The 25,068-nt window shown below is 63.6% G+C and carries 25 protein-coding genes; 11 read left to right on the top strand and 14 right to left on the bottom strand.

Going from position 1 to position 25,068, the window contains the following annotated elements; translation table 11 throughout:
• Positions 1-35 precede the first annotated feature (35 nt).
• From secD to ACGYKA_RS03960, 9 genes are read left to right on the top strand one after another with little or no spacing between them, the layout of a single operon-like run.
• Complete coding sequence (gene secD, locus ACGYKA_RS04000) at positions 36-1,685, top strand: protein translocase subunit SecD (protein WP_394437994.1); 1,650 nt, start codon at positions 36-38, stop codon at positions 1,683-1,685.
• 1 nt (position 1,686) lies between these two features.
• Complete coding sequence (gene secF, locus ACGYKA_RS03995; RefSeq protein WP_394413342.1) at positions 1,687-2,655, top strand: protein translocase subunit SecF; 969 nt, start codon at positions 1,687-1,689, stop codon at positions 2,653-2,655.
• Complete coding sequence (locus ACGYKA_RS03990; protein ID WP_394408879.1) at positions 2,648-3,403, top strand: sulfite exporter TauE/SafE family protein; 756 nt, start codon at positions 2,648-2,650, stop codon at positions 3,401-3,403. The genes secF and ACGYKA_RS03990 overlap by 8 nt, the downstream gene beginning before the upstream one ends.
• 18 nt (positions 3,404-3,421) lie before the next feature.
• Complete coding sequence (locus ACGYKA_RS03985) at positions 3,422-3,775, top strand: Mth938-like domain-containing protein (RefSeq protein WP_067266397.1); 354 nt, start codon at positions 3,422-3,424, stop codon at positions 3,773-3,775.
• 19 nt (positions 3,776-3,794) lie between these two features.
• Positions 3,795-4,406, top strand: a complete 612-nt coding sequence (gene ccmA, locus ACGYKA_RS03980; RefSeq protein WP_394413339.1) for a heme ABC exporter ATP-binding protein CcmA — start codon at positions 3,795-3,797, stop codon at positions 4,404-4,406.
• On the top strand, positions 4,403-5,059 hold the full coding sequence (gene ccmB / locus ACGYKA_RS03975) for a heme exporter protein CcmB (protein WP_394413336.1): 657 nt from the start codon (positions 4,403-4,405) through the stop codon (positions 5,057-5,059). The genes ccmA and ccmB overlap by 4 nt, the downstream gene beginning before the upstream one ends.
• A gap of 52 nt (positions 5,060-5,111) precedes the next feature.
• Positions 5,112-5,846 carry a heme ABC transporter permease CcmC gene (gene ccmC, locus ACGYKA_RS03970; protein WP_067266389.1) on the top strand — a complete coding sequence of 245 codons (735 nt, stop codon included), beginning with the start codon at positions 5,112-5,114 and terminating at the stop codon, positions 5,844-5,846.
• Entirely contained in the window at positions 5,846-6,001 is a 156-nt protein-coding gene (gene ccmD / locus ACGYKA_RS03965; protein WP_067266382.1) for a heme exporter protein CcmD, read from the top strand. Before ccmC ends, ccmD begins: the two co-directional genes overlap by 1 nt.
• A 13-nt stretch (positions 6,002-6,014) precedes the next feature.
• Positions 6,015-6,533 (top strand): DsbE family thiol:disulfide interchange protein, encoded by a 519-nt coding sequence (locus ACGYKA_RS03960; protein WP_394413583.1) that lies wholly within the window; start codon positions 6,015-6,017, stop codon positions 6,531-6,533.
• Here ACGYKA_RS03960 and ACGYKA_RS03955 read toward each other — a convergent pair.
• From ACGYKA_RS03955 to acnA, 3 genes are all read right to left on the bottom strand, one after another.
• Entirely contained in the window at positions 6,523-7,113 is a 591-nt protein-coding gene (locus ACGYKA_RS03955) for an NAD(P)H-dependent oxidoreductase (protein ID WP_394413333.1), read from the bottom strand. The two genes, ACGYKA_RS03960 and ACGYKA_RS03955, sit on opposite strands and share 11 nt — an antisense overlap.
• 63 nt (positions 7,114-7,176) lie before the next feature.
• Complete coding sequence (locus ACGYKA_RS03950) at positions 7,177-7,989, bottom strand: hypothetical protein (protein WP_394413330.1); 813 nt, start codon at positions 7,987-7,989, stop codon at positions 7,177-7,179.
• Positions 7,990-8,132: 143 nt separating this feature from the next.
• Positions 8,133-10,907: an aconitate hydratase AcnA gene (acnA, locus tag ACGYKA_RS03945; protein ID WP_394413327.1), complete on the bottom strand. Its 2,775-nt coding sequence runs from the start codon at positions 10,905-10,907 to the stop codon at positions 8,133-8,135.
• A gap of 252 nt (positions 10,908-11,159) precedes the next feature.
• On the opposite strand from acnA, the gene ACGYKA_RS03940 reads away from it, so the two are divergent.
• A complete protein-coding gene (locus ACGYKA_RS03940; protein ID WP_394413324.1) occupies positions 11,160-11,870 on the top strand; it encodes a DUF1223 domain-containing protein in 711 nt (236 codons plus the stop codon).
• 9 nt (positions 11,871-11,879) lie between these two features.
• Here the strand turns inward: ACGYKA_RS03940 and ACGYKA_RS03935 are convergent, their stop codons facing one another.
• The 4 genes from ACGYKA_RS03935 to ACGYKA_RS03920 all read right to left on the bottom strand — a co-directional run bounded on the left by ACGYKA_RS03935 (position 11,880) and on the right by ACGYKA_RS03920 (position 15,991).
• Positions 11,880-12,788, bottom strand: a complete 909-nt coding sequence (locus ACGYKA_RS03935; RefSeq protein ID WP_394413321.1) for a lysophospholipid acyltransferase family protein — start codon at positions 12,786-12,788, stop codon at positions 11,880-11,882.
• A 138-nt stretch (positions 12,789-12,926) separates the two neighbouring features.
• Positions 12,927-13,085: a hypothetical protein gene (locus ACGYKA_RS03930; RefSeq protein WP_162931827.1), complete on the bottom strand. Its 159-nt coding sequence runs from the start codon at positions 13,083-13,085 to the stop codon at positions 12,927-12,929.
• 74 nt (positions 13,086-13,159) lie between these two features.
• Positions 13,160-14,464 carry an adenylosuccinate lyase gene (gene purB, locus ACGYKA_RS03925; protein ID WP_394408853.1) on the bottom strand — a complete coding sequence of 435 codons (1,305 nt, stop codon included), beginning with the start codon at positions 14,462-14,464 and terminating at the stop codon, positions 13,160-13,162.
• A 315-nt stretch (positions 14,465-14,779) separates the two neighbouring features.
• Positions 14,780-15,991 carry an alpha/beta fold hydrolase gene (locus ACGYKA_RS03920; protein ID WP_394413318.1) on the bottom strand — a complete coding sequence of 404 codons (1,212 nt, stop codon included), beginning with the start codon at positions 15,989-15,991 and terminating at the stop codon, positions 14,780-14,782.
• Between the two features lie 169 nt (positions 15,992-16,160).
• Here ACGYKA_RS03920 and ACGYKA_RS03915 point away from each other — a divergent pair, with 169 nt between their 5' ends.
• Positions 16,161-17,315 carry a trans-sulfuration enzyme family protein gene (locus tag ACGYKA_RS03915; RefSeq protein ID WP_394413315.1) on the top strand — a complete coding sequence of 385 codons (1,155 nt, stop codon included), beginning with the start codon at positions 16,161-16,163 and terminating at the stop codon, positions 17,313-17,315.
• Between the two features lie 38 nt (positions 17,316-17,353).
• Here the strand turns inward: ACGYKA_RS03915 and ligD are convergent, their stop codons facing one another.
• The 7 genes from ligD to ACGYKA_RS03880 all read right to left on the bottom strand — a co-directional run bounded on the left by ligD (position 17,354) and on the right by ACGYKA_RS03880 (position 25,045).
• Complete coding sequence (gene ligD, locus ACGYKA_RS03910) at positions 17,354-19,813, bottom strand: DNA ligase D (protein ID WP_394413313.1); 2,460 nt, start codon at positions 19,811-19,813, stop codon at positions 17,354-17,356.
• Entirely contained in the window at positions 19,813-20,652 is an 840-nt protein-coding gene (locus ACGYKA_RS03905) for a Ku protein (RefSeq protein ID WP_394413311.1), read from the bottom strand. The genes ligD and ACGYKA_RS03905 overlap by 1 nt, the downstream gene beginning before the upstream one ends.
• A 10-nt stretch (positions 20,653-20,662) precedes the next feature.
• The gene (locus ACGYKA_RS03900; protein ID WP_394413308.1) at positions 20,663-21,610 is read right to left on the bottom strand and encodes a YihY/virulence factor BrkB family protein; all 948 of its coding nucleotides are present in this window, start codon (positions 21,608-21,610) and stop codon (positions 20,663-20,665) included.
• A 74-nt stretch (positions 21,611-21,684) separates the two neighbouring features.
• Positions 21,685-22,956: a DUF3618 domain-containing protein gene (locus tag ACGYKA_RS03895; RefSeq protein WP_394413305.1), complete on the bottom strand. Its 1,272-nt coding sequence runs from the start codon at positions 22,954-22,956 to the stop codon at positions 21,685-21,687.
• Entirely contained in the window at positions 22,946-23,344 is a 399-nt protein-coding gene (locus ACGYKA_RS03890) for a phage holin family protein (RefSeq protein ID WP_067266354.1), read from the bottom strand. Before ACGYKA_RS03890 ends, ACGYKA_RS03895 begins: the two co-directional genes overlap by 11 nt.
• On the bottom strand, positions 23,341-23,958 hold the full coding sequence (locus ACGYKA_RS03885) for a hypothetical protein (RefSeq protein WP_168613080.1): 618 nt from the start codon (positions 23,956-23,958) through the stop codon (positions 23,341-23,343). Before ACGYKA_RS03885 ends, ACGYKA_RS03890 begins: the two co-directional genes overlap by 4 nt.
• A 286-nt stretch (positions 23,959-24,244) precedes the next feature.
• Entirely contained in the window at positions 24,245-25,045 is an 801-nt protein-coding gene (locus tag ACGYKA_RS03880) for a lytic transglycosylase domain-containing protein (RefSeq protein WP_394413302.1), read from the bottom strand.
• Between the last annotated feature and the right edge of the window lie 23 nt (positions 25,046-25,068).

Raw genomic sequence — 25,068 nt, 5'->3', positions numbered from 1 at the left:
ACCCTACCCCGAGGCCGCAACCCAAAGGCGGAACTATGCTACAGATTGATCTGTGGAAGCGGATTGTCATTGTCCTGACCTGTTTGGCAGGGCTTTGGCTGGCGCTTCCCAATGCCTTTTACGCTCCTGTCGAAAAGCACAATGACGCCGTTGCGGCCATCGAGGTTCAGGGCAGTACGCCCGAACTGGAAGCGCAGCGCGCGCTTTGGCCTGATTGGATGCCCTCGGGGCTGGTGAACCTTGGCCTCGATTTGCGCGGCGGTGCGCATCTGTTGGCCGAGGTGCAACTGGCCGATGTCTATGCCTCGCGCATGGAAGCCCAATGGCCCGAGGTGCGCGACGCTCTGCGCAGCCTCACCCCGGTGCGCCGCCAAGAAGCGCCAGCGGGGGAGTTGCGGGTCCGTCTGAACGATCCGTCGAAGATGGCCGAGGCGCTGCAGATCACCCGTGATCTGGCCCGGCCCGTCACCACCGTGACCGGCGCAGGCGGCAGCGACATCGACGTGAGCGGGGCCGATGGCATCATCACCATCACCCTGTCGGATGCCGAAAAACAGGCGACCGACGAACGCACCATGCAGCAGAGCCTCGAAATCGTGCGCCGCCGCATTGACGAAGTCGGCACCCGTGAGCCGACGATCCAGCGTCAGGGGGCGGACCGTATCCTGATCCAGGTGCCCGGCATCGGCTCGGCGGCCGAGTTGAAAGCCATCATCGGCACCACGGCGCAGCTGACCTTCAACCCGGTGGTCAACCGCGGCTCGAATGAGAACGACAACCCCGGCATCGGCAACGCCATCCTGCCCGCGGCGGATGAAGAAGGCGTCTTCTACACGATCGAGACCGCCCCCGTCGTCACCGGTGAGCAATTGGTCGACGCGCAGCCCAGCTTTGACCAGAACGGCGCGCCTGCCGTGTCCTTCCGTTTTGACACCTCCGGCGCACGCAAGTTCGGCGATTACACGGCCGAGAACATCGGCTCGCCCTTCGCCATCGTGCTCGACGATGAGGTCATCAGCGCGCCCACCATTCAAAGCCATATTCCCGGCGGGTCGGGCATCATCACCGGGCGCTTCTCGGTCGAGGAAAGCACCAACCTTGCCGTGCTGCTGCGCGCAGGTGCACTGCCTGCGGGCCTGAGCTTTGTCGAAGAGCGCACCATCGGGCCGGAACTGGGCCAAGACAGCATCGACGCGGGCAAGATCGCGACTGTGGTCGCCTTTGTCGCCGTGCTGTTCTTCATGTGGGCGTCCTACGGGCTGTTCGGCGTCTTCGCCAATATCGCGCTGATCATCAATGTCGGGCTGATCTTTGGCCTGTTGAGCCTGATCGGTGCCACGCTGACGTTGCCGGGCATCGCCGGGATCGTGCTGACGGTCGGCATGGCGGTCGACGCCAACGTGCTGATTCTCGAGCGTATCCGCGAAGAGCAGCGCAACGCCAAGGGTGCCGCGCGGGCGATCTCACTGGGGTATGAGCGCGCGCTCAGCGCCATTCTGGATGCCAATATCACCACTTTCATCGTGGCGGTCATCCTCTTCGCTCTCGGCTCTGGCCCGGTGCGCGGCTTTGCCGTGACGCTGGGGCTGGGCATCGTCACATCGGTTTTCACCGCCTTCTTCGTCACCCGCTTGCTGGTGGTGATCTGGTTTGAACGCCGCCGTCCCAAGACAATCGAGGTTTGACATGCGACTGAAGCTGGTACCCGACAATACGAACTTCGATTTCTTCGGCTATGCCAAGATCACCTTCGGCGCCTCCGTGGTGCTGATGGTCCTATCCCTGATCGCTTGGGGCGTGATGGGGCTGAACTTTGGCATCGACTTCCGCGGCGGCACCACGCTGCGGACCGAAAGCACCCAAGCCGTCGACGTGGGCGAATACCGCGATGCGCTCGCGCCGCTTGAATTGGGCGACGTCACGATTTCCGAGGTCTTCGACCCCGGTTTCGGCGCGGACCGCCATGTGGCGATGATCCGCGTGCAGGCCCAAGAAGGGCAGCAGGCGGCGACCACCGACACGATCGAAACCATCGAAGCGGCACTGCAAGGCGTCGCCCCCGATATCAAGTTCACCTCCGTCGAATCCGTGGGGCCGAAGGTCTCGGGTGAGCTGATCCAGACCGCCTTCCTTGCCGTGGGCGGGGCGCTGGCGGCGATCCTGATCTACATCTGGTTGCGGTTCGAATGGCAGTTCTCGGTCGGCGCGGTGGTGGCCCTGTTCCATGACGTGGTGCTGACCATCGGGTTGTTCTCGCTCCTGCAGATTCGTTTCGATCTGCCGGTCGTGGCGGCGATCCTGACCATCATCGGCTATTCGATCAACGACACCGTGGTGATCTTTGACCGCCTGCGGGAGAACCTGCGCAAATACAAAAAGCGTCCTCTGCGCGATGTGATGAACCTCAGCGTGAACGAGACGCTGAGCCGTACGCTGATGACGTCGGGCACCACGCTGCTGGCACTGATCGCGCTGTTGGTCTTGGGCGGCGATGTGATCCGGGCCTTCGTCTTTGCCATCACATGGGGCGTGATCGTGGGCACCTATTCTTCGGTCTATGTGGCCAAGAACGTGGTGCTCTACCTTGGCGTGAAGCGCGACTGGTCTAAGCCCGACGCGGGCGCGGGCACGCAATTCGCCAATATTGATGCCTGACCTGCTGGCGCAGGCCATCGCCACCCCCGGGGTGGCATGGCTTGCGCTGGCCGTGATCGTGGCGGGGTTGGTGCGCGGCTTTGCCGGGTTCGGCTCCGCCATGATCATCATGCCCGTGGCGGCCTCTGTGCTTTCTCCGGTCGAAGCGATTCTGTTTCTCACCGCTGCCGAATTGATCGGCCCCCTGCCAAACCTCCCCGATGCCCTGCGCGAAGGCGCGCCCCGCGAAGTGGGGCGGCTGCTCCTCGGCGTGCTGATCGGGATGCCACTGGGGCTCTGGGGGCTGTCGCTGATCTCACCCGAAGGGTTCGGCTGGATCGTCTCGGGCGTGGTACTGGGGCTTCTGGCGCTGCTGCTCGCGGGCTGGCGCTATCACGGGCCGCTTGGCGCGAAGCTGGTGACGGCCACCGGCGCTCTGGGTGGCTTTATGACCGGTTTCGCGGGCATCGCCGGGCCGCCGGTGATCCTGCTCTATATGGCAAGCCGCAGGCCCGCTGCTGTGATCCGGGCGAATTTCCTGCTCTATCTTCTGGGGCTCGACCTGATGCTCTTTGCCATGCTCGCGGCGACGGGGCAGGTGGTCTGGCCGGTGCTGTGGCTGGGCCTCTTGGCCGGGGTGCCGAATGTCATCGCCAATATCATCGGGGCGCGGCTATTTGACCCAAAGCGAGAGCGGCTTTTTCGCGCGGTGGCCTATATCGTCATCGCCGCATCGGCTATCCTCGGCCTGCCGCTGTGGAATATCTGAGCCTGTGAGGGACGCGACATGCGATTGAACGAGATCACCTATACCGACGCCAAACCGATCGATGGCTACGGCCCGGGCTTTTTCCGCATCGACGGAGAGGTTGTCGAGGGCGCGCAGGTGATCGGCCCTGAGGGCATCACCGGCTGGGGCGGTCTGGCCGATCCCGCGCCAGTGCTGGCGCTGGCGGGCAAAGTGGATGTCGTCTTCCTCGGCACCGGGTCGGAGGTGGCGCATATCCCCGATGACCTGCGTGAGACCTTGGAAGAGGCCGGGCTGGGGGTCGAGGTCATGTCCTCTCCCGCCGCCTGCCGCACCTACAACATTCTGCTGAGCGAGGGGCGGCGCATCGCGCTGGCTCTCTTGCCGGTCTAAGGGCGGAGCGGCGCGGCCAGTGCAAGTCAGTAACCTTAGCGTCGCACGCGGCGGGGTGCCCGTGCTCTCGGGCCTATCCTTCGCGCTGGCGGCGGGGGAGGCTTTGGTGCTGCGCGGCCCGAACGGGGCCGGGAAGACGACGCTGCTGCGCTGTATCGCGGGGCTGCAAGCGCCGCTTACGGGGCAGATCGAGGGGGCGGAGGACCGTGTCGCCTATGCCGCCCACGCAGATGGGCTGAAATCCATGCTGACCGTACGCGAGAACCTGAGCTTTTGGGCGCAGGTCTTTGGCAACACTGACATTTCCGCAGCACTTGATGGCTATGCGCTGCGCCCTTTGGCGGACCGTTTGGCTGCGACCCTCTCCGCCGGGCAAAAGCGCCGTTTGGGCTTGGCGCGGCTCTTGGTGACGGGGCGGCCGATTTGGGTGTTGGATGAGCCGACGGTCTCGCTCGACGCGGACGCGGTGGCGTTGTTCGGCGCTGTCCTGCGCGGGCATTTGGCGGCGGGTGGATCGGCCCTCATGGCCACGCATATCGATCTGGGGGTGGAGGCGCGGATGCTCGACATCAGCGCCTATCGCGCGGCCCCCGATGCCGATCTCGGCGCCAGCGATGCGGCCTTTCTATGAAGGCGTTGCTGCTGCGAGACCTGCGTTTGGCGCTGCGGGCGGGCGGGGGCTTTGGCCTCGGCTTGGCGTTCTTCCTGATCGTGACGATGCTGGTGCCCTTCAGCGTCGGGCCAGAGGCCACGCTGCTGCGCGCGATTGCGCCCGGCGTGCTTTGGCTCGGGGCGCTTCTGGCCTGTCTTCTGTCGCTCGATCGTCTGCTGGCGCTCGATCTCGAAGACGGCTCGTTGGAGCTGCTGCTGACCGCCCCGTTGCCGCTGGAAGGGGCGCTGGCGGTCAAGGCTTTGGCGCATTGGCTGACCACCGGGCTGCCGCTGGTTCTGGCGGCCCCCTTTCTGGGGGTGATGCTGCAGCTCGCAGCGCCGGGGCATCTGTGGCTGCTGGTCTCGCTGGCGCTCGGCACGCCCGCGCTGTCGGTGATCGGCATGTTCGGCGCGGCGCTGACGGTGGGGATCAAACGCGGCGGGTTGCTGCTGTCGCTACTCGTGCTGCCGCTCTATATCCCGACGCTGATTTTCGGGGCCGAGGTCGCGCGGCGCGGGGCGGCGGGGCTGGACACCGCCACGCCGCTTTTGATGCTGGCGGGGCTGACGCTGGCCGTGGTGGCCTTGATGCCATTTGCCGCAGCCGCCGTGCTACGGATGGGGTTGCGATGACCCAGGTAAATCGTGCATTGAGCACCACCCAACCGCGCGATAGGTAGTCTGCATGTCCCTTTGGCAATACGCAAACCCGGTCAAATTCCTTGCGCTTTCGCAGCGCGTGCAGCCTGCGCTTTGGGTGCTGGCGGCGGCTTTCGTAAGTGTGGGCTTGCTTTGGGGCTTTTTCGGCACGCCTGATGACGCGCGGCAAGGCAGCACGGTCAAGATCATCTACCTGCATGTGCCCGCCGCCCTGATGGCGATCAACGCGTGGTTCATGATGCTGGTGGCTTCGCTCATCTGGCTGATCCGCCGGCATCACGTCAGCGCATTGGCGGCCAAGGCCGCGGCCCCCGTGGGGCTGGTGATGACGCTGATTGCGCTGGTCACGGGGGCGATCTGGGGCCAGCCGATGTGGGGCACATGGTGGGCGTGGGATCCGCGGCTCACGTCCTTCCTGATCCTCTTCCTTTTCTATCTGGGTTATATCGCGCTGTGGCAGGCGGTCGAAGACCCGGACACCGCCGCCGATCTGACCTCGGTTCTCTGCCTTGTTGGCTCCGTCTTTGCGGTGCTGTCGCGCTATGCGGTGCAATTCTGGAACCAAGGGTTGCACCAAGGCACCTCGATCCCCGTGGCCACGGGCAACCGCAGTGTGGCGGATGTCTTCTTTTATCCGTTGGTTCTGGCGATGCTGGGCTTTGGCCTGCTGTTTCTGGCGCTGGTGGTTTACCGCACGGGCACCGAAATTCGCCTGCGCCGTACGGCGGCGCTTAGGGCGCGGATGAACAGGGGGGCGTGATGCCGGATCTTGGAAAATACGCGGCCGAGGTGCTCTCGGCCTATGCCGTATCTCTGCTGCTGCTGGCGGCGCTGATCGGCTTGACCCTCTGGCGCGGTCGCGCAGCGCGCCGGGCTTTGGAAGAGACAGAGCAGGAGGCCGGACGCCGTGGCTAAACTCTCGCCCATGATGATCGCGCCACCGGTGATCTTTGCCGCCTTCGTCGCACTGGCCGCCGTTGGCATGTACCGCGACGATCCCGAGGGGCTGCCCTCGACGCTGGTGGGCCTACAGGCGCCTGCCATGCCCGAAGCCACGCTGCCCGGCTATCCGCAGGCCAGGGATGACATGCTGCGGGGAGGGCAAGTGAGCTTGGTGAACTTCTGGGCCAGCTGGTGCCCGCCTTGCCGTGCCGAACACCCCAAACTGCTTGAGATGCAGGCCGAGGGAATGAACATCATCGGCGTCAATTTCAAGGATACCGAGAAGAACGCGACCGCCTATCTCGAAGACGAAGAAAGCCCCTTCGCCGGGGTCGGTTTCGATCCGCAGGGGCGTGTGGCAATCGACTGGGGCGTGACCGCCCCGCCGGAGACTTTCATCGTCGACGGGGACGGCACGGTGTTGTTCCGCTTTGCCGGGCCGCTGGTTGGCAGCGATTACGAACAGCGGTTCCTCCCGGCGCTGCGGGATGCGATCACCCGCTGATCTTGGCGGCGTATTCGACCAGACGTTTCGCCTGATAGGCGACGGATTTCTTGCCAGTCTCACTCAGCGGGCCGGGTTCGCAGGAGTATCCGTAGGGGTTGCCGCCATCTTCGAACTTGATGCCATCGGCATAGCCCGGCGGCACGATAATCGCGCCCCAGTGCATGGCGGTGACATAGATCGACTGAAGCGTCGTTTCCTGCCCGCCATGCGGGTTCTGGGCCGAAGTGGTCGCCGTGATCGCCTTATTGGCAAGCGCCCCTGACTGCCAGAGTGGCCCCAGCGTGTCGATGAAGGCGCGGAATTGGCTGGCGGCGACGCCAAAGCGGGTGGGGGCCGAGATGAAATAGCCATCCGCCCACTCCATGTCCTCGGGTTTGGCCTCGGGGATGTCCTGCATCTTGTCCAACTGCGCGCGCCACGCGTCTTGGCCATCGACAACGGCCTGCGGGGCGGTCTCGGCGCAGCGGCGCAAGCGGACCTCGGCGCCTGCCTCTTTGGCGGCGCGGGCGGCTTCTTTGGCGATGGCGTGGTTTGTCCCATAGGTGGAGTAGAACAGAACGGTGATTTTCGGGCTCATGGTATCTCCTTTCACGAGGTGCTTCGGGATCAACGGAATGCTTGGGTCTTCTGTTCCCCGGGGTCAGAGCGAATAGGGCCGCGCCCATTCGCGCAGGCGGTCGATAAACTGGGCATTGGTCAGCTGGTCCAAGCGGCCCTCGGGCGCGGTGAACCCGGGCAGCGGCTCAAGCGCGATGCGCAGGCGGCGCATCTGTTCGGGGTAGGGGGCGACCCGCTCGGCCAGTTCCACCATTCCTGCGGGCACCCGGCGGGCGGGATGTTCGGCGCTGTAGTAAAGCGCGAATTGCATCGCATTGAGGTTCGACACCAGATCGGCGAGGGCGGGCATAATGATCGTGTTCATCTCATCGCTGTCCGCCGCGAACATCGACGCCTTGCTCAAAAGCCCCCGCGCTTGCGCGACGGTGGTGGTGGTCGACAGCACGAAGCTGACCGAGAGGGTGAGGATCACCATCCCATTGACCCCGACAAGCACCGACATCACCATCCAGAAGGGGCTTTGCGTTTGCAGCGGCCCGCCGCCGAGGGTCGAAAGCAGATGGCCGACAAAGGCGGAGTCGCGCACAAAACCCGCAGGCTCTGCGTTGTCCGACATCACCACCGCCTCACGGCTCATCTGAAACACCAAGGTCCAGCCAAAGGAGACGAGCACGATCCAAGTTACCGCGATGGCCGTCATCACCACCGGGCCGGAAAGCCGGTGCCGGGGGTTTCCCTTGGGCATGAGTTTGGTGAAGAGAAAGAACGCTGCCCGCGCCACTCGTTCCGACAGGGGCGCCACAGGGGCCGCGCCAATCGCGGTATAGAGAAAATCCAGCAGCACGATAACAAGGATCACCGCGCCCAAAGCGCCTAGTGCGTAACCTGCTAACATTGCTGTGCCTTCCTCGAACGCGATCGTCTTATGAAGGCAACCCATGATGGGCGGGCAGGTTCCCGCGCAGCGGCGCGCGGCAAATGAAAAGGAGCGACCCGATGGGGCCGCTCCTTGACTTGTTTCGCGGTTGCGATTGGCGCTTAGGCCGATTTCGCCAAGTTGCGCAGCACGTAGTGCAGCACGCCGCCGTGTTCGATGTACTCGATCTCAATCGCGGTATCGATGCGGCACTTCAGAGTAATCTCTTTGGTGCTGCCGTCCGCCATGGTGATCTCGCAGGGCACTTCCTGAAGCGGCTTGATGGTGTCGAGCCCTTTGATCGAGACGCTTTCCTCACCGGTCAGACCCAGCGATTTGCGGGTGTCGCCGCCGGTGAACTCAAACGGGATGACGCCCATGCCAACGAGGTTGGAGCGGTGGATACGCTCAAAGCTCTCGGCGATCACGGCTTTCACGCCCAGCAGAGCGGTGCCCTTCGCGGCCCAGTCACGCGAGGAGCCCGCGCCGTACTGTTCACCACCGAAGATCACCAGCGGAGTGCCGTTCTCCTGATGCGCCATGGCGGCATCGAAGATCGAGGTCTGCTCGCCATCGGGGCCCTTGGTGTAGCCGCCCTCGACGCCGTCCAGCATCTCGTTCTTGATGCGGATGTTGGCGAAGGTGCCGCGCATCATGACCTCGTGGTTACCACGACGCGAACCGTAGGAGTTGAACTCCCGCACCGGCACCTGACGTTCGATCAGGTACTGACCCGCGGGCGTGGTTTCCTTGAAGGAACCAGCCGGCGAGATGTGGTCGGTGGTGATCATGTCACCCAGCACCGCCAGCACTTTCGCGCCCTCGATGTTCGAGATCGTGCCCGGCTCGGGCGACATGCCTTGGAAGTAGGGCGGGTTCTGAACATAGGTCGACTGCGGCGGCCAATCGTAGGTCTTGCTGTCGGTGGTCTCGACCGCCTGCCACTTCTCGTCGCCTTTGAAGACATCGGCGTATTTCTCTTGGAAGGCTTCGCGCGTCACGGTCTGTTCGACCAGTTCGGCGACTTCCTGCGTCGAGGGCCAGATGTCTTTCAGGTAGACGTCATTGCCGTTCTTATCCTGACCCAGCGGGCTGTTGGTCAGGTCGTGGTTCATGTCACCGACCAGCGCATAGGCCACCACGAGGGGCGGGGAGGCGAGGTAGTTGGCACGCACGTCGGGGCTGATGCGGCCCTCGAAGTTGCGGTTGCCCGAAAGCACCGAGGTGCCGATCAGGTCATAGTCGTTGATCGCCTTGCTGATCGGCGCTTCCAGCGGGCCGGAGTTGCCGATGCAGGTGGTGCAGCCATAGCCCACGAGGTTGAAGCCGATGGCATCGAGATCGTCTTGCAGGCCCGCGGCCTCAAGGTAATGCGACACGACCTGAGAGCCCGGTGCCAGCGATGTCTTGACCCAAGGCTTGCGGGTCAGACCCAGTTCACGCGCTTTGCGTGCCACGAGGCCCGCGCCGATCATCACATAGGGGTTCGACGTGTTGGTGCAGGAGGTGATCGAGGCGATCACGATGGAGCCGTCGTGCAGCTGGTAATGGCCGTCGTCAGTCATCACATAGCCGCGGTTGTGGTGACCCTCGTCACCCGGGATTTCCTGCGGCTCGGGCTGGCCGCCTTCGCCTTCCCAACGGATTTCGGAGTTCGCGGAGGTGTCTTTGCCTTCGCGGATGCCTTTGACGTATTCGGCGAAAGCGGTGTGCGCCTTGTCGAGTGCGATGTAATCCTGCGGGCGCTTGGGGCCCGAGATCGCGGGCACGATGGTGCCCATGTCGAGGCTCAGCGTGTCGGTGTAGACCGGCGCGTAATCCGCATCGCGCCACATGCCGTTTTCCTGCGCATAGGCTTTGACCAGCGCCACGCGATCCTTGTCGCGGCCGGTGTTGGTCAGATAGCGCAGCGTTTCGTCGTCAATCGGGAAGAAGCCACAGGTGGCACCGTATTCGGGCGCCATGTTGGCGATGGTCGCACGGTCCGCCAGCGGCAAGTGGTCAAGGCCGTCACCGTAGAATTCCACGAACTTGCCGACCACGCCTTTTTCGCGCAGCATCTCAACCACTTTCAGCACGAGGTCGGTGCCGGTGGTGCCTTCCATCATGCGGCCCGTCAGCTCGAAGCCCACGACCTCGGGGATCAGCATGGAGATCGGCTGACCCAGCATCGCGGCTTCGGCCTCGATCCCGCCAACGCCCCAGCCCAGAACGGCAGCGCCGTTGACCATGGTGGTGTGGCTGTCGGTGCCGACGAGCGTATCGGGATAGGCCACTTCCTCGCCGTTTTGGTCCTTGTCGGTCCAGACGGTCTGGCTGAGGTACTCAAGGTTCACCTGGTGGCAGATGCCGGTGCCGGGGGGCACAACGCGGAAGTTGTTGAACGCCTTCTGACCCCACTTGAGGAAGGTATAGCGCTCGATGTTGCGCTCATATTCGCGGTCCACGTTCATCTGGAAGGCGCGCGGGTTGCCGAACTCGTCGATCATGACGGAGTGGTCGATGACGAGGTCGACGGGGTTGAGCGGGTTAATCTTGTCGGCGTCGCCACCAAGCGCCACCAGACCGTCGCGCATCGCGGCAAGGTCGACCACTGCCGGCACGCCGGTGAAGTCCTGCATCAGCACGCGGGCCGGGCGGTAGGCGATCTCACGCGGGTTCTTGCCGCCCTTGGTCGCCCATTCGGCAAAAGCCTTGATGTCGTCCTGGGTGACGGTCTTGCCGTCTTCAAAACGCAGCATGTTTTCCAGAACGACTTTCAACGCCGCTGGCAGTTTGGAGAAATCGCCCAGACCAGCCGCTTCGGCGGCGGGGATGGAGTAATAGGCGACGTTCTGGCTGCCAACGGAGAGGGTTTTCCGTGTCTTGGCACTGTCGTGACCGACTTGGATTGTCATGGCGGGCTCCCTTCGGGGTCTGATGGGTGGCTAGATTGCCGTCTCAATGCCACTACGGGCGCGGCGGTTCAACTGTTATCGGGCGGTTTCGCGCGATTTTGTATACCATTGTGTACCGACTTTAAAGGGGGCATCATGCTCGGGATACGGCTGTGGGCGCTAACGGCCGTTTCAACAAAGGTTGATTGGTATTTTACCCTTCCAGCCGTTAGACCAAACCCATCACCGAGATATTGATCCGTCTGGAATTTTATGAAGCCCCTGATTTTTCCCGTCCTTGCCGCATTTTCGCTGCTGGCCGCGCCATTGCAGGCTCAGCAGGAGCAGCCTGTGGTGGTCGAACTCTTTACCTCTCAGGGCTGTTCCTCTTGCCCCGATGCCGATGCGATGCTCGCCGAATTGGCCGAGCGGGAAGATATCATCGCGCTCGCGCTGCATGTGGATTACTGGGATTACATCGGCTGGGAGGATCCCTTTGGCGATCCGGCCCATGCCGAGCGTCAGCGCGGCTATGCCGCTGTCGGCGGGCGGCGCAGCGTTTATACGCCCGAGCTGATCGTGCAGGGGCAGACCGATATCGTCGGCGCGAAACCGATGAAGCTGATGGACGCGGTCGAACGTCATGCAGAGGCCGCGCCGCAGGTGGCCTTGACGGTCGCGCGGTCAGGTGGAGCGGTTGAGATCACGGCAGATCCTTTAGCCAAAGGCGTGGGGCCGATGCAGATCCACATGCTGCGCTATTCCCCGATGGAGCGGACCAAGGTCACCCGGGGTGAAAACGCGGGCCATGTCATGGAGCACAGCAATGTGGTGCAGGGCTGGCAGGTCTTGACGGAGTGGGACGGGGCCGCGCCGCTGTCACTGCGTGCCGATGCTGAGGGCGATCTGCCCGTCGTGGTCATCGTTCAGCGCAAAGAGCAGGGCGGCCCAGGGGCGATCCTTGCCGCCGCGCGAGCCAAGTAAGGCGCGCCCTTAGGTTTCGTGGGGCCGCCAGCGGCGGTGCACCCAGAACCACTGCTCCGGCGTCTTGGTGACCTGCGCGGTCAGACTGTCGTTGAGCGCCTGCGTCATGGTCATCGGATCGCTATGCGGCACCGGCGCTTCGAGCACCACGTCAAAGCTGACGCCATCGTCCTGACGAATGCCATAAAAGGGGATCAGCAGCGCATCATAGCGCAGCGCCAGTTCCGCCGCCGAGATGGCGGTGCGGGCAGGCTTTCCGATGAAATCAAGGATCGGCGCGCGGATGACATGTTGGTCGAACAGCAGCACCAGCCGACCGCCCTGTTTCAGATGCCGCACGAACCCCGCCGTGCCGCGCCGACCTTGGGGGAACACCGGCCCGCCGAAGGCTTCGAGCGTCTTGACGTAATGCGCGTTGAAATAGGGGTTCTTCATCTTGCGGTAGAGCCCGCCGATATCATAGCCCCGCGCCACGAGGGAGGCCCGCGCCGCTTCGTAATTGCCGTAATGCCCGGTCACGAGGATAACCGGCTGGCCCGTGCGGTTGGCCTCTTCCAGCGCCGCCATGCCCGGCCCCTGTGGGGCGATCTCGGCCATGCGTTTGGGAAAGTCCTCGGCGGAGTAATTTTCGATGAAAGACCGCCCGAGATTGTTGAGGCAGCGCGTGGCAATCTCCTCACGCCGGGCAAGCGGCATCTCGGGCCAGACATGTTCCAAATTGTCCAGCGCACGGCGGCGGTAGCCCGCGAGGGGGGCCAGAACGTGCTGCACCAATCGGCCGACAAAGCCGACCCGCGTCTTATAGGGCAGGGCCAAAGCCGTGCGGATGATGCCGACGATCAGCAAGTTGCTTAGGTAATGCCGGGCCCGGCGACCGAAGGGATAGGGCTTTTTGGCTTTGGTGGCTGGGTCCGACATGGGCTCTGACAGGCTGTTAAACTTTTCCTGACATAGCCTGCGCCGACGCGCGCAACAAGCCATGCCGGGCGGCATAGGCCGGGGTCAGCCGTCAGAGGCCCGGGCAGGGTGCATTGTACTTCGCCGCCGATGGAAAGCTTAGGCAGTGGCGTCCGGCACGCAGGTGCCGCTGCTGATGTCGAGTTTCATACCCTCCGCGCAGGTCATGACCTGTTTGTCATGGACGCAGCCCGAGGCGAGGGCGAGGGAGGGGGCCGTGAGCGCCATGAGGGCGCCGAGTGTCAGTGCGAGTTTCATGTCGTTTGCTCCTTTGACAGGCGCGGATAGGGTACACCCACCCGCGCCAATCTCAAAGCGTTACGATCCGCGTGTTACGCGCCGAAGACGCGCTTGAAGATCGTGTCGACATGTTTGGTGTGGTAGCCCATGTCGAACTTCTCATTGATGCCGTCTTCGCCGAGGGCGGCGACGACCTCTTCATCGGCCAGCAGCAATTCGCGGAAATCGAGCCGTTCTTCCCAGACCTTCAGCGCGTTGCGCTGCACCATGGAATAGGCATCCTCACGGCTCACCCCCGCTTGGGTCAGGGCCAGAAGCACCCGCTGGCTCATCACAAGGCCGGGGAATTTGTTCATGTTCTCCAGCATGTTGTCGGGGAAGATCAGCATTTTGTCGACGACGCCCGCCAGACGGTGCAGGGCGAAGTCCAGCGTCACGGTGGCATCGGGGCCAATGCCACGCTCGACGGAGGAATGCGAGATGTCGCGCTCGTGCCAAAGCGCCACGTTTTCCATCGCCGGGATCACCGACATGCGCACGAGACGCGCCAGACCGGTCAGGTTCTCGGTCAGCACCGGGTTCTTCTTATGCGGCATGGCCGAGGAGCCTTTTTGCCCCATGGAGAAGAATTCCGCCCCTTCCAGCACCTCGGTCCGCTGCATGTGGCGAATCTCGATCGCGACGTTTTCGATGCTGCTGGCGATGACGCCGAGCGTGGCAAAGAACATTGCATGACGGTCGCGCGGGATGACTTGGGTCGAGATCGGCTCGGGGTTGAGGCCCAATTTCTCACAGACATGCTCTTCGACGCGGGGGTCGATATTGGCGAAAGTGCCGACAGCGCCCGAGATCGCGCCGGTGGCAATCTCGTCACGCGCGGCGACGAGGCGGGCGCGGTTGCGGTCCATCTCGGCATAGAAACGGGCAAAGGTGAGTCCCATGGTGGTGGGTTCTGCGTGGATGCCGTGGCTGCGGCCCACGCGCACGGTGTCTTTATGCTCAAGCGCGCGTTTCTTCAGCGCGGCGAGCAGCTTGTCCATACCGTCGAGCAGCAGGTCGGCGGCACGGGTCAGTTGCACGTTGAAACAGGTGTCGAGCACGTCGGAGGAGGTCATCCCCTGATGCACGAAACGCGCCTCGTCGCTGCCGACATGTTCGGCCAGATGCGTAAGGAAGGCGATGACGTCATGTTTGGTCACGGCTTCGATCTCGTCGATGCGGGCCACGTCGAATTCGACGTCCTTGGCTTTCCACACGGCGTCGGCGTTTTCGCGCGGGATGGTGCCCAGATCGGCCATGGCGTCGCAGGCATGGGCCTCGATCTCGAACCAGATGCGGAATTTCGTTTCCGGCGACCAGACGGCAACCATATCGGGACGGGAGTAGCGGGGGATCATGCGCGCACCTTTTTAGGACAGGGGATGGGTCAGGGGCGGCATAGACTGACTTGGGGTTAAGGACAAGTCTGAGGGGGGAGGGTGACGAGGGCCATCGCCTGCCCGCGGGTCGGCGATCATACGTAAGTCGGTGCCACTTTATGGCTCAACCATGATGTGCGCTCGCGAGGTTACGCCCAGCCTCACCAAATCGCCTACCCGGTCGCACCAAAGGTGCGCCAGTGTATATCGGCACGCCTTTGGCGTGACGGGCGGGCAGACGATGGCCCGGCGCCTGCGGCTTGATTCCGGGCCGGGATGGTAAACCTGTTGTAGCTAAAGCAGTTCGGTCACCACCGTCGAACTCCGCTCCAACGTGCGATGCACCGGACACTTGTCCGCAATCTCCAAGAGCCGCTGGCGCTGCTCCTCGGTCAAATCCCCCTCCAGCCGGATACGCCGCCGCCAAGTGTCGATCTTCTCTGCCGCGCCTGTGCATGCGTCCTGCGCGTGCACCTTGTCGTGGCAGACATCCACGCTCACGCCGTCGAGCGGCCAGCCCTTGCGCCGGGCATACATGCGGATGGTCATCGAGGTGCAAGCCCCCAATCCGGCGGACAAAAACCCATAGGGCGACATGCCGCGGTTGGTGCCGCCATAGGCCCGCGGCTCATCCGCCAGCGCGTGGTGATGCGGGCCCGCGTTCACGTCTTGCAAGAACCCATCGGCATCCGCTTCGGTCACGCGCACAATTCCTTCCGGCGCGCCGGGGGGCGGGGCGGGGGATTTCAACGACATGTAGCGATCCGCCCATGTGGCGATGATCTCTGCCGCATATTCCGCGTCGCGCGGGCGGGTGATCAGGTGGTCGGCATCGTCGAGGGTCACAAAGCTTTTGGGGTGTTTCGCGGCCATGAAAATCTGTCCGGCGTTGTCGATGCTGACGATCTCGTCGCGCGGCGCATGCATCACCAGCAGGGCGGCCTTTAGCCCAGCGATATCGGGGGCGAGCGTGGCCCCCTGCAGATCGTCGATGAACCCCTGACTGATGGTAAAGGGCCGCCCTCCGAGATTGACCTCGGCACTGCCATTTTCCGAAATCTCGGGCAGGCTCTCGGCAAAGTTATGGGTCACATGGGCCGGATCGAAAGGCGCGCCGAGCGTGGCGACAGCGCTGACATGGGGCAGTTGTGCGGCGGCTTTAAGCACTGCCGCGCCGCCTAGTGAATGGCCGATCAAAAGCGCGGGGGCCATGTCACGGCCCGACAGATAGCGGCAAGCGGCGAGCAGATCATCGACGTTGGACGAGAACGACGTCTCTTCGAAATCGCCCTCTGAATGCCCCAGCCCTGTGAAGTCAAAGCGCAGCACCGCAATCCCCATCGCCGCCAAACGGCCCGCGATGCGCCGCGCGGCGGGGATGTCTTTGCCGCAGGTGAAACAATGCGCGAAAAGCGCGGTCGCTAAATGCGGCCCCTCCGGCATGTCCAACCGTGCGGAGAGTTCCGTGCCGCCCGGGCCGGGAAAGGTGATGCGTTCGATGGCCATGAGGCTCTCCAATCTGCTTGGCCTAAAGGTGACATCTCTAGCGGGCGGATCAAGGGCCGGGGCCGTGCGCTCACCCAAGCGTGACGCGAAAGCACTGCGCGTGATCGCATTTGCCCCCGGTTGTTGCTTTGTATACGACTTGTGCAAAAACCCCTGTCGGAGACATATCTTGGCCCAGCCCCCCAAACCGAACCTGCACCCTGCCACCATCGCGGCCCAAGCCGCGGGCGCCGTCGATCCCGCCTCGGGCGGTGTGGTGCCGCCGGTGCAATTCGCCACCACCTATCTGCGGGACGAGAATTACGATCTGGTCAATCCCGACAACGTTTATCTGCGCTCGCATAACGAAAATACCCGCGTGGCGGAGCGTCTGCTGAACGCGCTGGAACGGGCCGACGAGACGCTGATCTTCCCCTCCGGCATGGCGGCCATCGCGGCGGTCTTTCGCACCGTGCCCAATGGGGCGAGCGTGGTGGTGCAGAGCCAGATTTACTGGGGCACGACGAAATGGATCCGCGATTTCTGCGCCCGGCGGCAGATCGCGCTGCATGAGGTGGAGGCGAGCGACCTTGATGCCTTTGCCGCCCTGTGCCGCGCCGAAAAGCCTGACCTCTGCCTGATCGAGACGCCGTCGAACCCGTGGCTGCGGATCACCGATATCGCCGGGGCCGCTGCCGCCGCGCATGAGGTGGGCGCGACGCTGGTGGTCGACAGCACCGCAGCCTCGCCGGTGCTGAGCCACCCATTGGAGCATGGCGCGGATATCGTGATGCATTCGGCGACCAAGGGGATCAACGGCCACTCCGATGTTCTGGCCGGATCGCTCGCCACCAAAGACGCCGAGACGCCGCGCTGGCAGATGATCCGCGACGACCGCAATGAGGCGGGCGCGGTGATCGGCCCGATGGAGGCATGGTTGCTGGCGCGTGGGATGCGGACCCTGCCGCTCAGGATGCGCGAAATGTCACGCAATGCCATGGCCTTGGCCGAGTTCCTGTCGGATCATCCGCAGGTGGAACAGGTGATGTACCCCGGCCTGCCGGACCACCCCGGCCATGCGCTGGCCGCGCAGCAGATGCACGGGGGCTATGGCGGGCTGTTGTCCTTTGTCGTCAAAGGCGGGGCCGAGGCGGCGTTGAAAGCGGCGGGGCGGTTGCAACTGTTCCACCGCGCGACCTCGCTCGGCGGGGTGGAAAGCCTTGTCGAGCATCGCCACACGATCGAGCCGCATACCGGGATCCCCGAGGGGCTGTTGCGCCTGTCGGTCGGGATCGAGGATGTCGAAGACCTTGGCGCTGATCTGGGCCAAGCGCTCGGGCAGTAAAACGAAATTGGCCGCGCACCCTCGCGGCCAATCTTGCCTCACCGTTCAGACCATTCCTGCAACTTATCGATCACCCCATCAGTCAGCGATTGCAGATTCTCCTGCACCGCCAGCGCCGGGCAGGGTTGATCCAGCCGCGCGGCCATATCGCCCATGTGGAAGCCATTGGCGCTGTCGAGCGTCTCTAATTCCTCCCAAGTCACCGGCACGGCAACCGGTGCACCGGGGCGCGCGCGAAGGGAGTAGGGCGCGATGGCCGTAGCACCGCGTTCATTGCGCAGCCAGTCGATGAAAATCCGGCCCTTGCGCTTGGCCTTGGACATGGTCGCGACATAGCGGTCGGGGTCTTGCGCGGCCATGACATGGGCAAAGGTCTTGGCGAAAAGCTTGACCGTCTCCCAACCGCGCGTGCGGCGCAGGGCCAGCCAGACATGCACGCCCTTGCCGCCGGTGACGATGGCCCCCGATTGCAGGCCGAGGGCCGCCAGCGCATCGCGCAGCTCGAACGCTGCCGCGCGAACATCGGCCCAGTCCAACCCTTCATCGGGGTCGAGGTCAAAGACCAGCCGGTCGGGGCGGTCCAGCCGATCCACCCGCGCGCCCCAGATGTGATATTCCAGACTGCCCATCTGCGCCGCCGCGATCAGGCTTTCGGGGCGCGTGGCATAGAGGTAATCCGCCGCGTCGCCATCGCTTTCCTCGATCGAGACGCGTGACAGCGCGTCGGGCATCCCGCCGCTGTCATGTTTTTGAAAGAAACATTGCCCGTCAATCCCCGAAGGGCAGCGAAATAGCGACAGCGGACGGTGGCCCATGAGGTCGATCATCCGCGCCCCGACACGTTCGTAATGCCGTGCCACATCGCCTTTGGTGCAGCCCGCATCGGGAAAAACCCTGCGGTCGGCATTGCTGATCTGCACGCCGCCGATCTTGCTGTCGCTGTCCATCTTAGGCTCCTCTTGCGGTTCCTCCAAGGTCACGCTGCTCGCGTCCTTATCCTCGCGCAGGCCCAGAAAGCTTCCGTGCCGGATCACGCCATCGGCGGTAAACTCAGCAAAATCGACCTCGGCCACCAGATCGGCGCGGACCCATTTGGCATCGCGCGCCACCTCCGCGGGCACATCGGCTGCGGGCGAGGTCTTGCGGGCGGTCATGGCGCGGGCGAGGTCGGCCATCACCGCCTCGGAAAACCCTGTGCCGACGCGGCCCTTGTAGCGCAATTCGCCGTCCTCATGGCTGCCCAGCAGGAGCGAGGCAAAGGCGCGGCCCTTTTTGTCGGAGGGGGAATAGCCGATGATCACGAATTCCTGCCGCCGGGTGCATTTCACCTTGAGCCAGCTTTTGCTGCGCCTGCCAGTATAGGGCGCGTCAACGCGTTTGGAGATGATCCCCTCAGCTCCGGCTTTGCAGGCGCGGTCGAAGACTTCGGGGCCATGGCCGATGACATGCTCGCTCAGCCGCAGCGGCCCGCCTGCGGGCACGCCGGATAGCAACTGCGCCAGACGCGCGCGGCGGTCCAACTGCGGCGCGTCGCGGAAATCCTCACCGTCGAGCGACAGCAGATCGAAGGCGTAAAAGATCAGCGGATGCCCCTCTTTCAGCGCCTTTTGCAGCGAAGAGAAGGCCGAGCCGTTGATCTTGGCCGCCATGACCTCTCCGTCCAAGAGCGCCCGGTCGCAGGGCAGCGGGTCAAAGGCGGCCCCAAGCGCGCCGAACTTATCGGTCCAATCCTTGCCGGAGCGGGTGAAAAGCCGCGTGCCGTTCTTGCCCAGGGACACCAGACAGCGATAGCCGTCGAACTTGGTCTCATGCATCCAACCGTCGCCCTCGGGCGCGTCGGCAACAAGGGTGGCAAGCTGAGGTTTGACGAAAGCGGGGTTCTTGCCTTTGCGCTTGGGGCGTGGGTCGGTGACCTCTTTGGCGGGGGCGTCTTTGGCGATCTCGGCCATGGTGCGGCCCGTGGTGATCGACCGGGCGGTGCCTTTGGTCAGCCCATCGGGCAGATCACGGGCATAGTCGTCGCGCTCTTTGATCAGTAGCCAGTTCTCGCGCTTTTCCCGGCCCCGCATCCGCACCAGCGTCCAACCGCCCTGCATCTGCTGGCCTTGCAGCGTGAACTTGAGCTTGCCGTCTTCCAGCCCCTTGGCCACATCGCCCTGCGGCATCCATGTGCCCCGGTCCCAAAGCATCACCGTGCCGCCGCCGTATTGTCCCTTGGGGATCGTCCCCTCAAAGCCGCCGTAGTCGAGCGGATGGTCCTCGGTCCGTACGGCAAGGCGTTTTTCCGACGGGTCGGGGGAGGGGCCCTTGGTGACGGCCCAACTGAGCAGCACCCCCTCCCATTCAAGGCGAAAATCATAGTGCAGGCGGGTGGCGTCGTGTTTCTGAACGACAAAGCTTTGCCCCGCGCCGCTGCCGATCTGGCCGCGCGGCTCCGCTGTCGCCTCGAAATCGCGTTTGGCGTTGTAACTGGCCAGCCTGTCGGGGGATTTGGCCATCACGAGGCTTTCTTACGCGGCGCCTTCTTCTTGGCGCTGGATTTCCCGCCGCCCGCTTCTTTCAGGCTCTCTTTCAGCGCGCCCATCAGGTCGATCACATTCTCGCCTTCGGCGGCGCTGTCATCCCCGGTCTGCACGCGCGGGGTCTTTTTGTTCTTTACCTTGGCATCCAACAGCTTTTGCATCGCTTCGGCGTATTTGTCGGTATAGGCTGAGGCGTCGAAAGGCGCGGTTTTCTTGTCGATGAGCGAAGTCGCGACATCGAGCAATTCCTTGTCGGTCTTGTCGTCCTCGATATCGGTGAAAATTTGATCTGCCTCGCGCAGTTCATCAGCGTAGTGCAGCGTCTCCATCAACAGCCCGTCGCCGCAGGGTTTGACGCAGGCCAGATATCCCTTGCCGCGCATGGTGACCTGCCCCAACCCAACCTTGCCGGATTGGCGCAGCGCATCGCGCACCACGCGGTAAGCGTCTTGGGCCAGATCGTCGGAAGCGGTGATGTAATAGGGTTTGTCGAAATAGAGCGGAGAGATTTCGCAGGCATCGACGAATTGCACCAACTCAAAGGTCTTTTTCGTCTCCAGCTTGATCTCATCCACCTCATCGGGGTCGAGCAGGATATATTCGTCGCTGCCGACCTCATAGCCTTTGACGATATCCTCGGCCTTGACCGGGCCGATGCCGGGCACGGATTTCTCATAGCGGACCCGCTTGCCCGAGGGTTTGTGAATTTGCCGGAAGGAGACCTTGGAACTGGTCTTGGTGGCCGAGAATATCTCGACCGGAATCGACACCAGCGAGAGGCGTAGCTGACCTTTCCAAAGTGCGCGCGGTGCCATGAGAACTCTCCTATTTGCCCTTCGCGCGGCCCAGCTTATCGGCCTTGACCGCGTCGCGTTGGCCCATTGGCTCATCGGGGCCGGTGGTGCTGTCCTTACGGGTCTGGGCCTCCATCTCGGAGTTGAACTCGGCCCCCAAGAGCACGATGAAGGCCGAGATCCAAAGCCACATCAGCAGGATGATCGCCCCGGCCATGCTGCCGAAACTTTCGTTGTAGCTGCCGAAGTTGCTGACGTAGATCGAAAACCCGATGGAGGCGACGATCCACAGGATGCAGGCGATGACGGAGCCGGGGGTGAGCCATTTCCACTCCGCATCGTCGCGGGCGGGGCCGTAGCGGTAAAGCACGGCCAATGCGAGCGCGGTAAGTGCGGCAAGCAGCACCCAGCTGCCGTAGGTGAGCAGCGTCTCGACCCAATCGGGCAGAGCGAGAAAGGCGACTACAGCAGGCACGGCCAACGTGGCTGCAAGACCCAAAAGCAGCACGCCGATCAACATGAGGGTGAGGCCAAGCGTCCAGATCAGTTTGGAGACGAAACCGCGGGTCTCATCCTCGTCATAGGCGACGTTCAGTCCTTCCATCAGACTGCCCACGCCCTTGGACGCGGAGTAAAGCGCGAGGGCCAGACCGATCAAGAAGGCCCAGCCTAGACCGGTCTCTTCCGATCCGGTCACGGCGACGGCTTGGCCGAGGATGATATTGGCGGCTTCTTCGGGAATGAGGTTGGTCAGGGATTCAAGCTGCGCGGTGACCTGAGCGGGCTCCATCACCAATCCGGCGAGGGCCATCAGAGCGGTCACGGCAGGGAAAATCGCCAGCAGCGCGTAAAAGGCGACACCAGCGGCGACAAGCGACACATGATCGGCGGCGATCTCATCCTTGACCCGCAACAGGATGTCTTTCCATCCGGGGGCCGGTATCTCCATCGGCGTTTCCGCTTTCCGTCCGCGCGCCATATCTGGTCCTTTGACGTTGAATTCGTATCGTAAAATATGCCCGCCCCCGAGGTCGGGAGCGGGCGTGGCTTGGCTTAGCTCTTAACGTCGCCAAGCTTTTGCTTGTCGGCTTCGCTTTTCGCGGCATCCGCGACGCGCTGACCACTTTCCTTGGCCTTCTTCACGGCGGCATCGGCGGCGGTCTCTTCGTCGGCGGCGGCATCGGCATTGTCTTTGGTCTCTTTCAAGACTTTGCCAGCTTCATCCGTCGCGGCCTTGGCGACCTTGCCCAGCTTGTCACGCTCTTCCGCGTAGATACGCTCGGCTTCGTTGAAGAGCGCATCGCTGTGCTCGCCCATATAGGCGTCTTCGGTGCGGCTGCGGGGCAGGGCGGCGCCGATTGCGGCACCCACTGCGAGGGCCAGCGCACCGGCCACCATCGGATGCTCTTCGAACATGTCCGAGGCACGCTCACCGCCCTGACGGGCATAGCGGCCGCTGGCGTTCCACGCATCCACAGCGCGGGCACGGGCCATCACGATGCGCTCACGCGCTTCGGCGGTCATGTTTTCAGTGCCTTCCGACAGACGGTCCCGCAGGGCATGGGCACGCTCATTGGCGGCATTGGCGCTGTCGCGTACGCTGTGCGCCGCGCCGCTGGCGGTGCTGCGGATGCTGTCCACGGCGGAACGCGTGCCATAGGACGCGCGGTCACGGGCATAGCGGGCGCCGCTGGCGACCGAGGAACCGGCGGAGCGGGCACGCCCGGCAGCCGAGCTTGCAGCGCCCTTGACGCTACCAGCGGCAGAGCCTGCGGCACCGGATACACCGCTCGCGGCGGAGCCTGCGGCCCCTTTCACGCTGCCTGCGGCAGAGCGGGCACGATCGCCGAAGCCGCGGCCATCATCATCTTCGTGATGCACGTCACGGGCCCAAGCGGGGACATCATCGGCAGCGCCGCGTTCGGAGCCATAGCTGGTGGCATAAGCGTTTGCGGGGGCAGAGGAACGACGCGCATCGCGCACGGCGGGGCGGTTTTCGGTATTGGTCACCGGCACCGGCACGGGATGTGCGCGGTCGCGGTCCAGACCTTCGTAGCCGCGGCGGTCACGGCTGTTGCCGCTGCCGAACATCATCCACGCAAGGCCCGCACCTGTCAGCGCCAATGCGACCGGGTTGCGCTTGGCCGCGTCAGAGATGGAGCGACCCCAGTCGCCGCCATGCTCGCGGAACTGGTCAGAGAACTGACGCGCGATGCCTTCGACCGAAAAGCGGTCTTGCAGATCGTCCAGCGTATCGGCCAGACCGGCACGCTCCCGCTCGATTTCGCGTTCAATTTCTTCGGGGTTTCTGGAGTCATTTGTCATCGTAGACCTCCTTCATGGTCTCTGCGTCACGCTTGACGTTTTTGGCGGTGCGGCTCGGTGCAAGGCTGCTGAGCTTCAGATCATTGGTGCCTTTCTGGATCATCACATAGGCGACGATGGCCAAAAGAACGCCCACGATCACGGCGGACCAACCAGCGGCGATGCCAGCTTCGGTCAGGGCGGCCACGAGGGCGGCGCTCAGCACGTTCAGGGCGGTCAGGGCCACAACCACGGCGCCGACGATCAGGCCAATGGCCACGCCCGCATGTTTCAGGTTCTCATTCACTTCGGCACGGGCCAGATCGACCTCTTTGCGCATCAGCGAACTGACGTGGGAGAGGGCTTCGGTCAGCAGGCTCCCGGCGGATTTGTTGCTTTCGGTGGTCATACTTTATCTCCTGTAACGACATTGGGCGCGGCAGGCTGAGTTGTCGGCTGAGCGGCGGTGCGGCCGGGCACGGTGCTGGCAGCACCGGTGGGCGGCGTGCCGGTCATCGGACGGTCGATGCGGTCATCGTCGTCATATTCGACGCCGGTGCCGCCGTAGCCGCCCTGAGGCCGATCGCTGGAGGCTTTGGCGAAACGGGTTGCCACGAAGCCCAAAAGGGCAGCGCCACCGAGGAAGACCATCGGGTTGCGCTTGGCGAAACCGTTCAGATCGCCCATCATTTCGCCCAGATCCTTGTCGCGCATGCTGTCAGAGACATCGGCGAGACCATCGGCCAACTGGCTAAAGCTGCGCTCCTGCGGGGAGCCGCTGCGCAGCTCATCAGCTGCAGTGCGCAGGGCAGAGGCCACGCCTTTGACCTCGTCAGCGGCGGTGTCGCGCGCTTGGTAGGCATAGTTGGTCGCTTCGGCGGATACGGTGTCGGCCACGTCGCGGGCCTGCGCCTTGGCGGATTCAGCGGCGTTGCTCGCGGCGGCGGCAGCTTTGTCTTTTGCAGCGGTCGCCTGCTCTTTGGCGGCAGCGCTTTGGGTCTGTGTGGTGTTGTTGTCGGGCATGGTGACCTCCTTTAAAATACGAGATTCAGGATCGCGAGAACGACCACGATCAGGCCGATGAGGTAGAAAATTCCGTGCATGGGTCCCTCCATTCGTCTGCAGCAAATATCTTATCTACAGTCCAACGACTGACGCCGCGGGGGGTTCCCCCGGGGGGGGCAAAAGAATGCTGGGAACCCTTTGGCCTATAGGAATTAAACGGGCGCAGAAGCCCGCCGAGCCCACAAACGCAAGCGGCGCGCCCCGATTGGGACGCGCCGCCGCTTAACATAGTTTAAGTGGGCTATTAGCCGTCGATGCGGCTGGCCATGATGGCGATGGCCTTTTGATAGACCCCCGCCGCGTTCCACGCCTGAATAACGCGGAAGTTCGGCTGACCCTCCTGATAGCCCGCCCCCGGCTGCCAGCCTTTCTGGCGCAGGAAATTGGCGGTAGAGGCCAACGCGTCGACCTGATTGTAGAAATCGACCCGACCGTCACCATTGCCGTCAACGCCATAGCGCAGCGCGTTGCCGGGCAGGAATTGCGTGTGACCCAACTCACCATGTTTCGCGCCTTGGGTGTTGGAGGTGATGGCCCCGCGGTCGACCAGTTTCAGTGCGCCGATGGCATGGGGCACGAAAAAGTCGGACCGGCGGCAATCATAGGCCAGCGTGGTGATGGCTGAGACGACAGCGCTATTGCCCATGAAACTGCCAAAGCCCGTCTCCATCCCGTGGATCGCCAGCAAGACCCCCGCAGGCACGCCATAACGCTGCTCAAGCGCGTTATAGAGCCCGGCGTTGCGCGCTTTGCGTTTGCGGCCTTGGGCCACGATCGTATCCGCGCCGCGCACCTGCATGAACTTGGACAGGGAGTATTTGAAGGATTTCTGGTTCCGGTCGGCGGCGATGGTGCCATTGGCGTAGCGCGCGCTTGCCAATGCGTCCAAGCCGCGCTGGCCGACGCCTGCGGCGCGGGCCTCTTGGGCGAAAGCGCCTTTCCATGCCTCAAAGCCATTGGCCGTATTGCCGCATTGCGCGGCCAAAGTCGGCGCGGCCATGAAGGTGCAGATGGCCGCGGTGGTGGTGAAAAGTGTTCTGAACATGAGATTGACCCTCTGCGTCTGTG

It is taken from the genome of Sulfitobacter sp. 1A15106, from assembly GCF_043556995.1.
Lineage (GTDB): Bacteria > Pseudomonadota > Alphaproteobacteria > Rhodobacterales > Rhodobacteraceae > Sulfitobacter > Sulfitobacter faviae.
The sequence above is the reverse complement of the archived record's forward strand: the minus strand, read 5'-3'. Positions and strand labels throughout refer to the sequence as shown.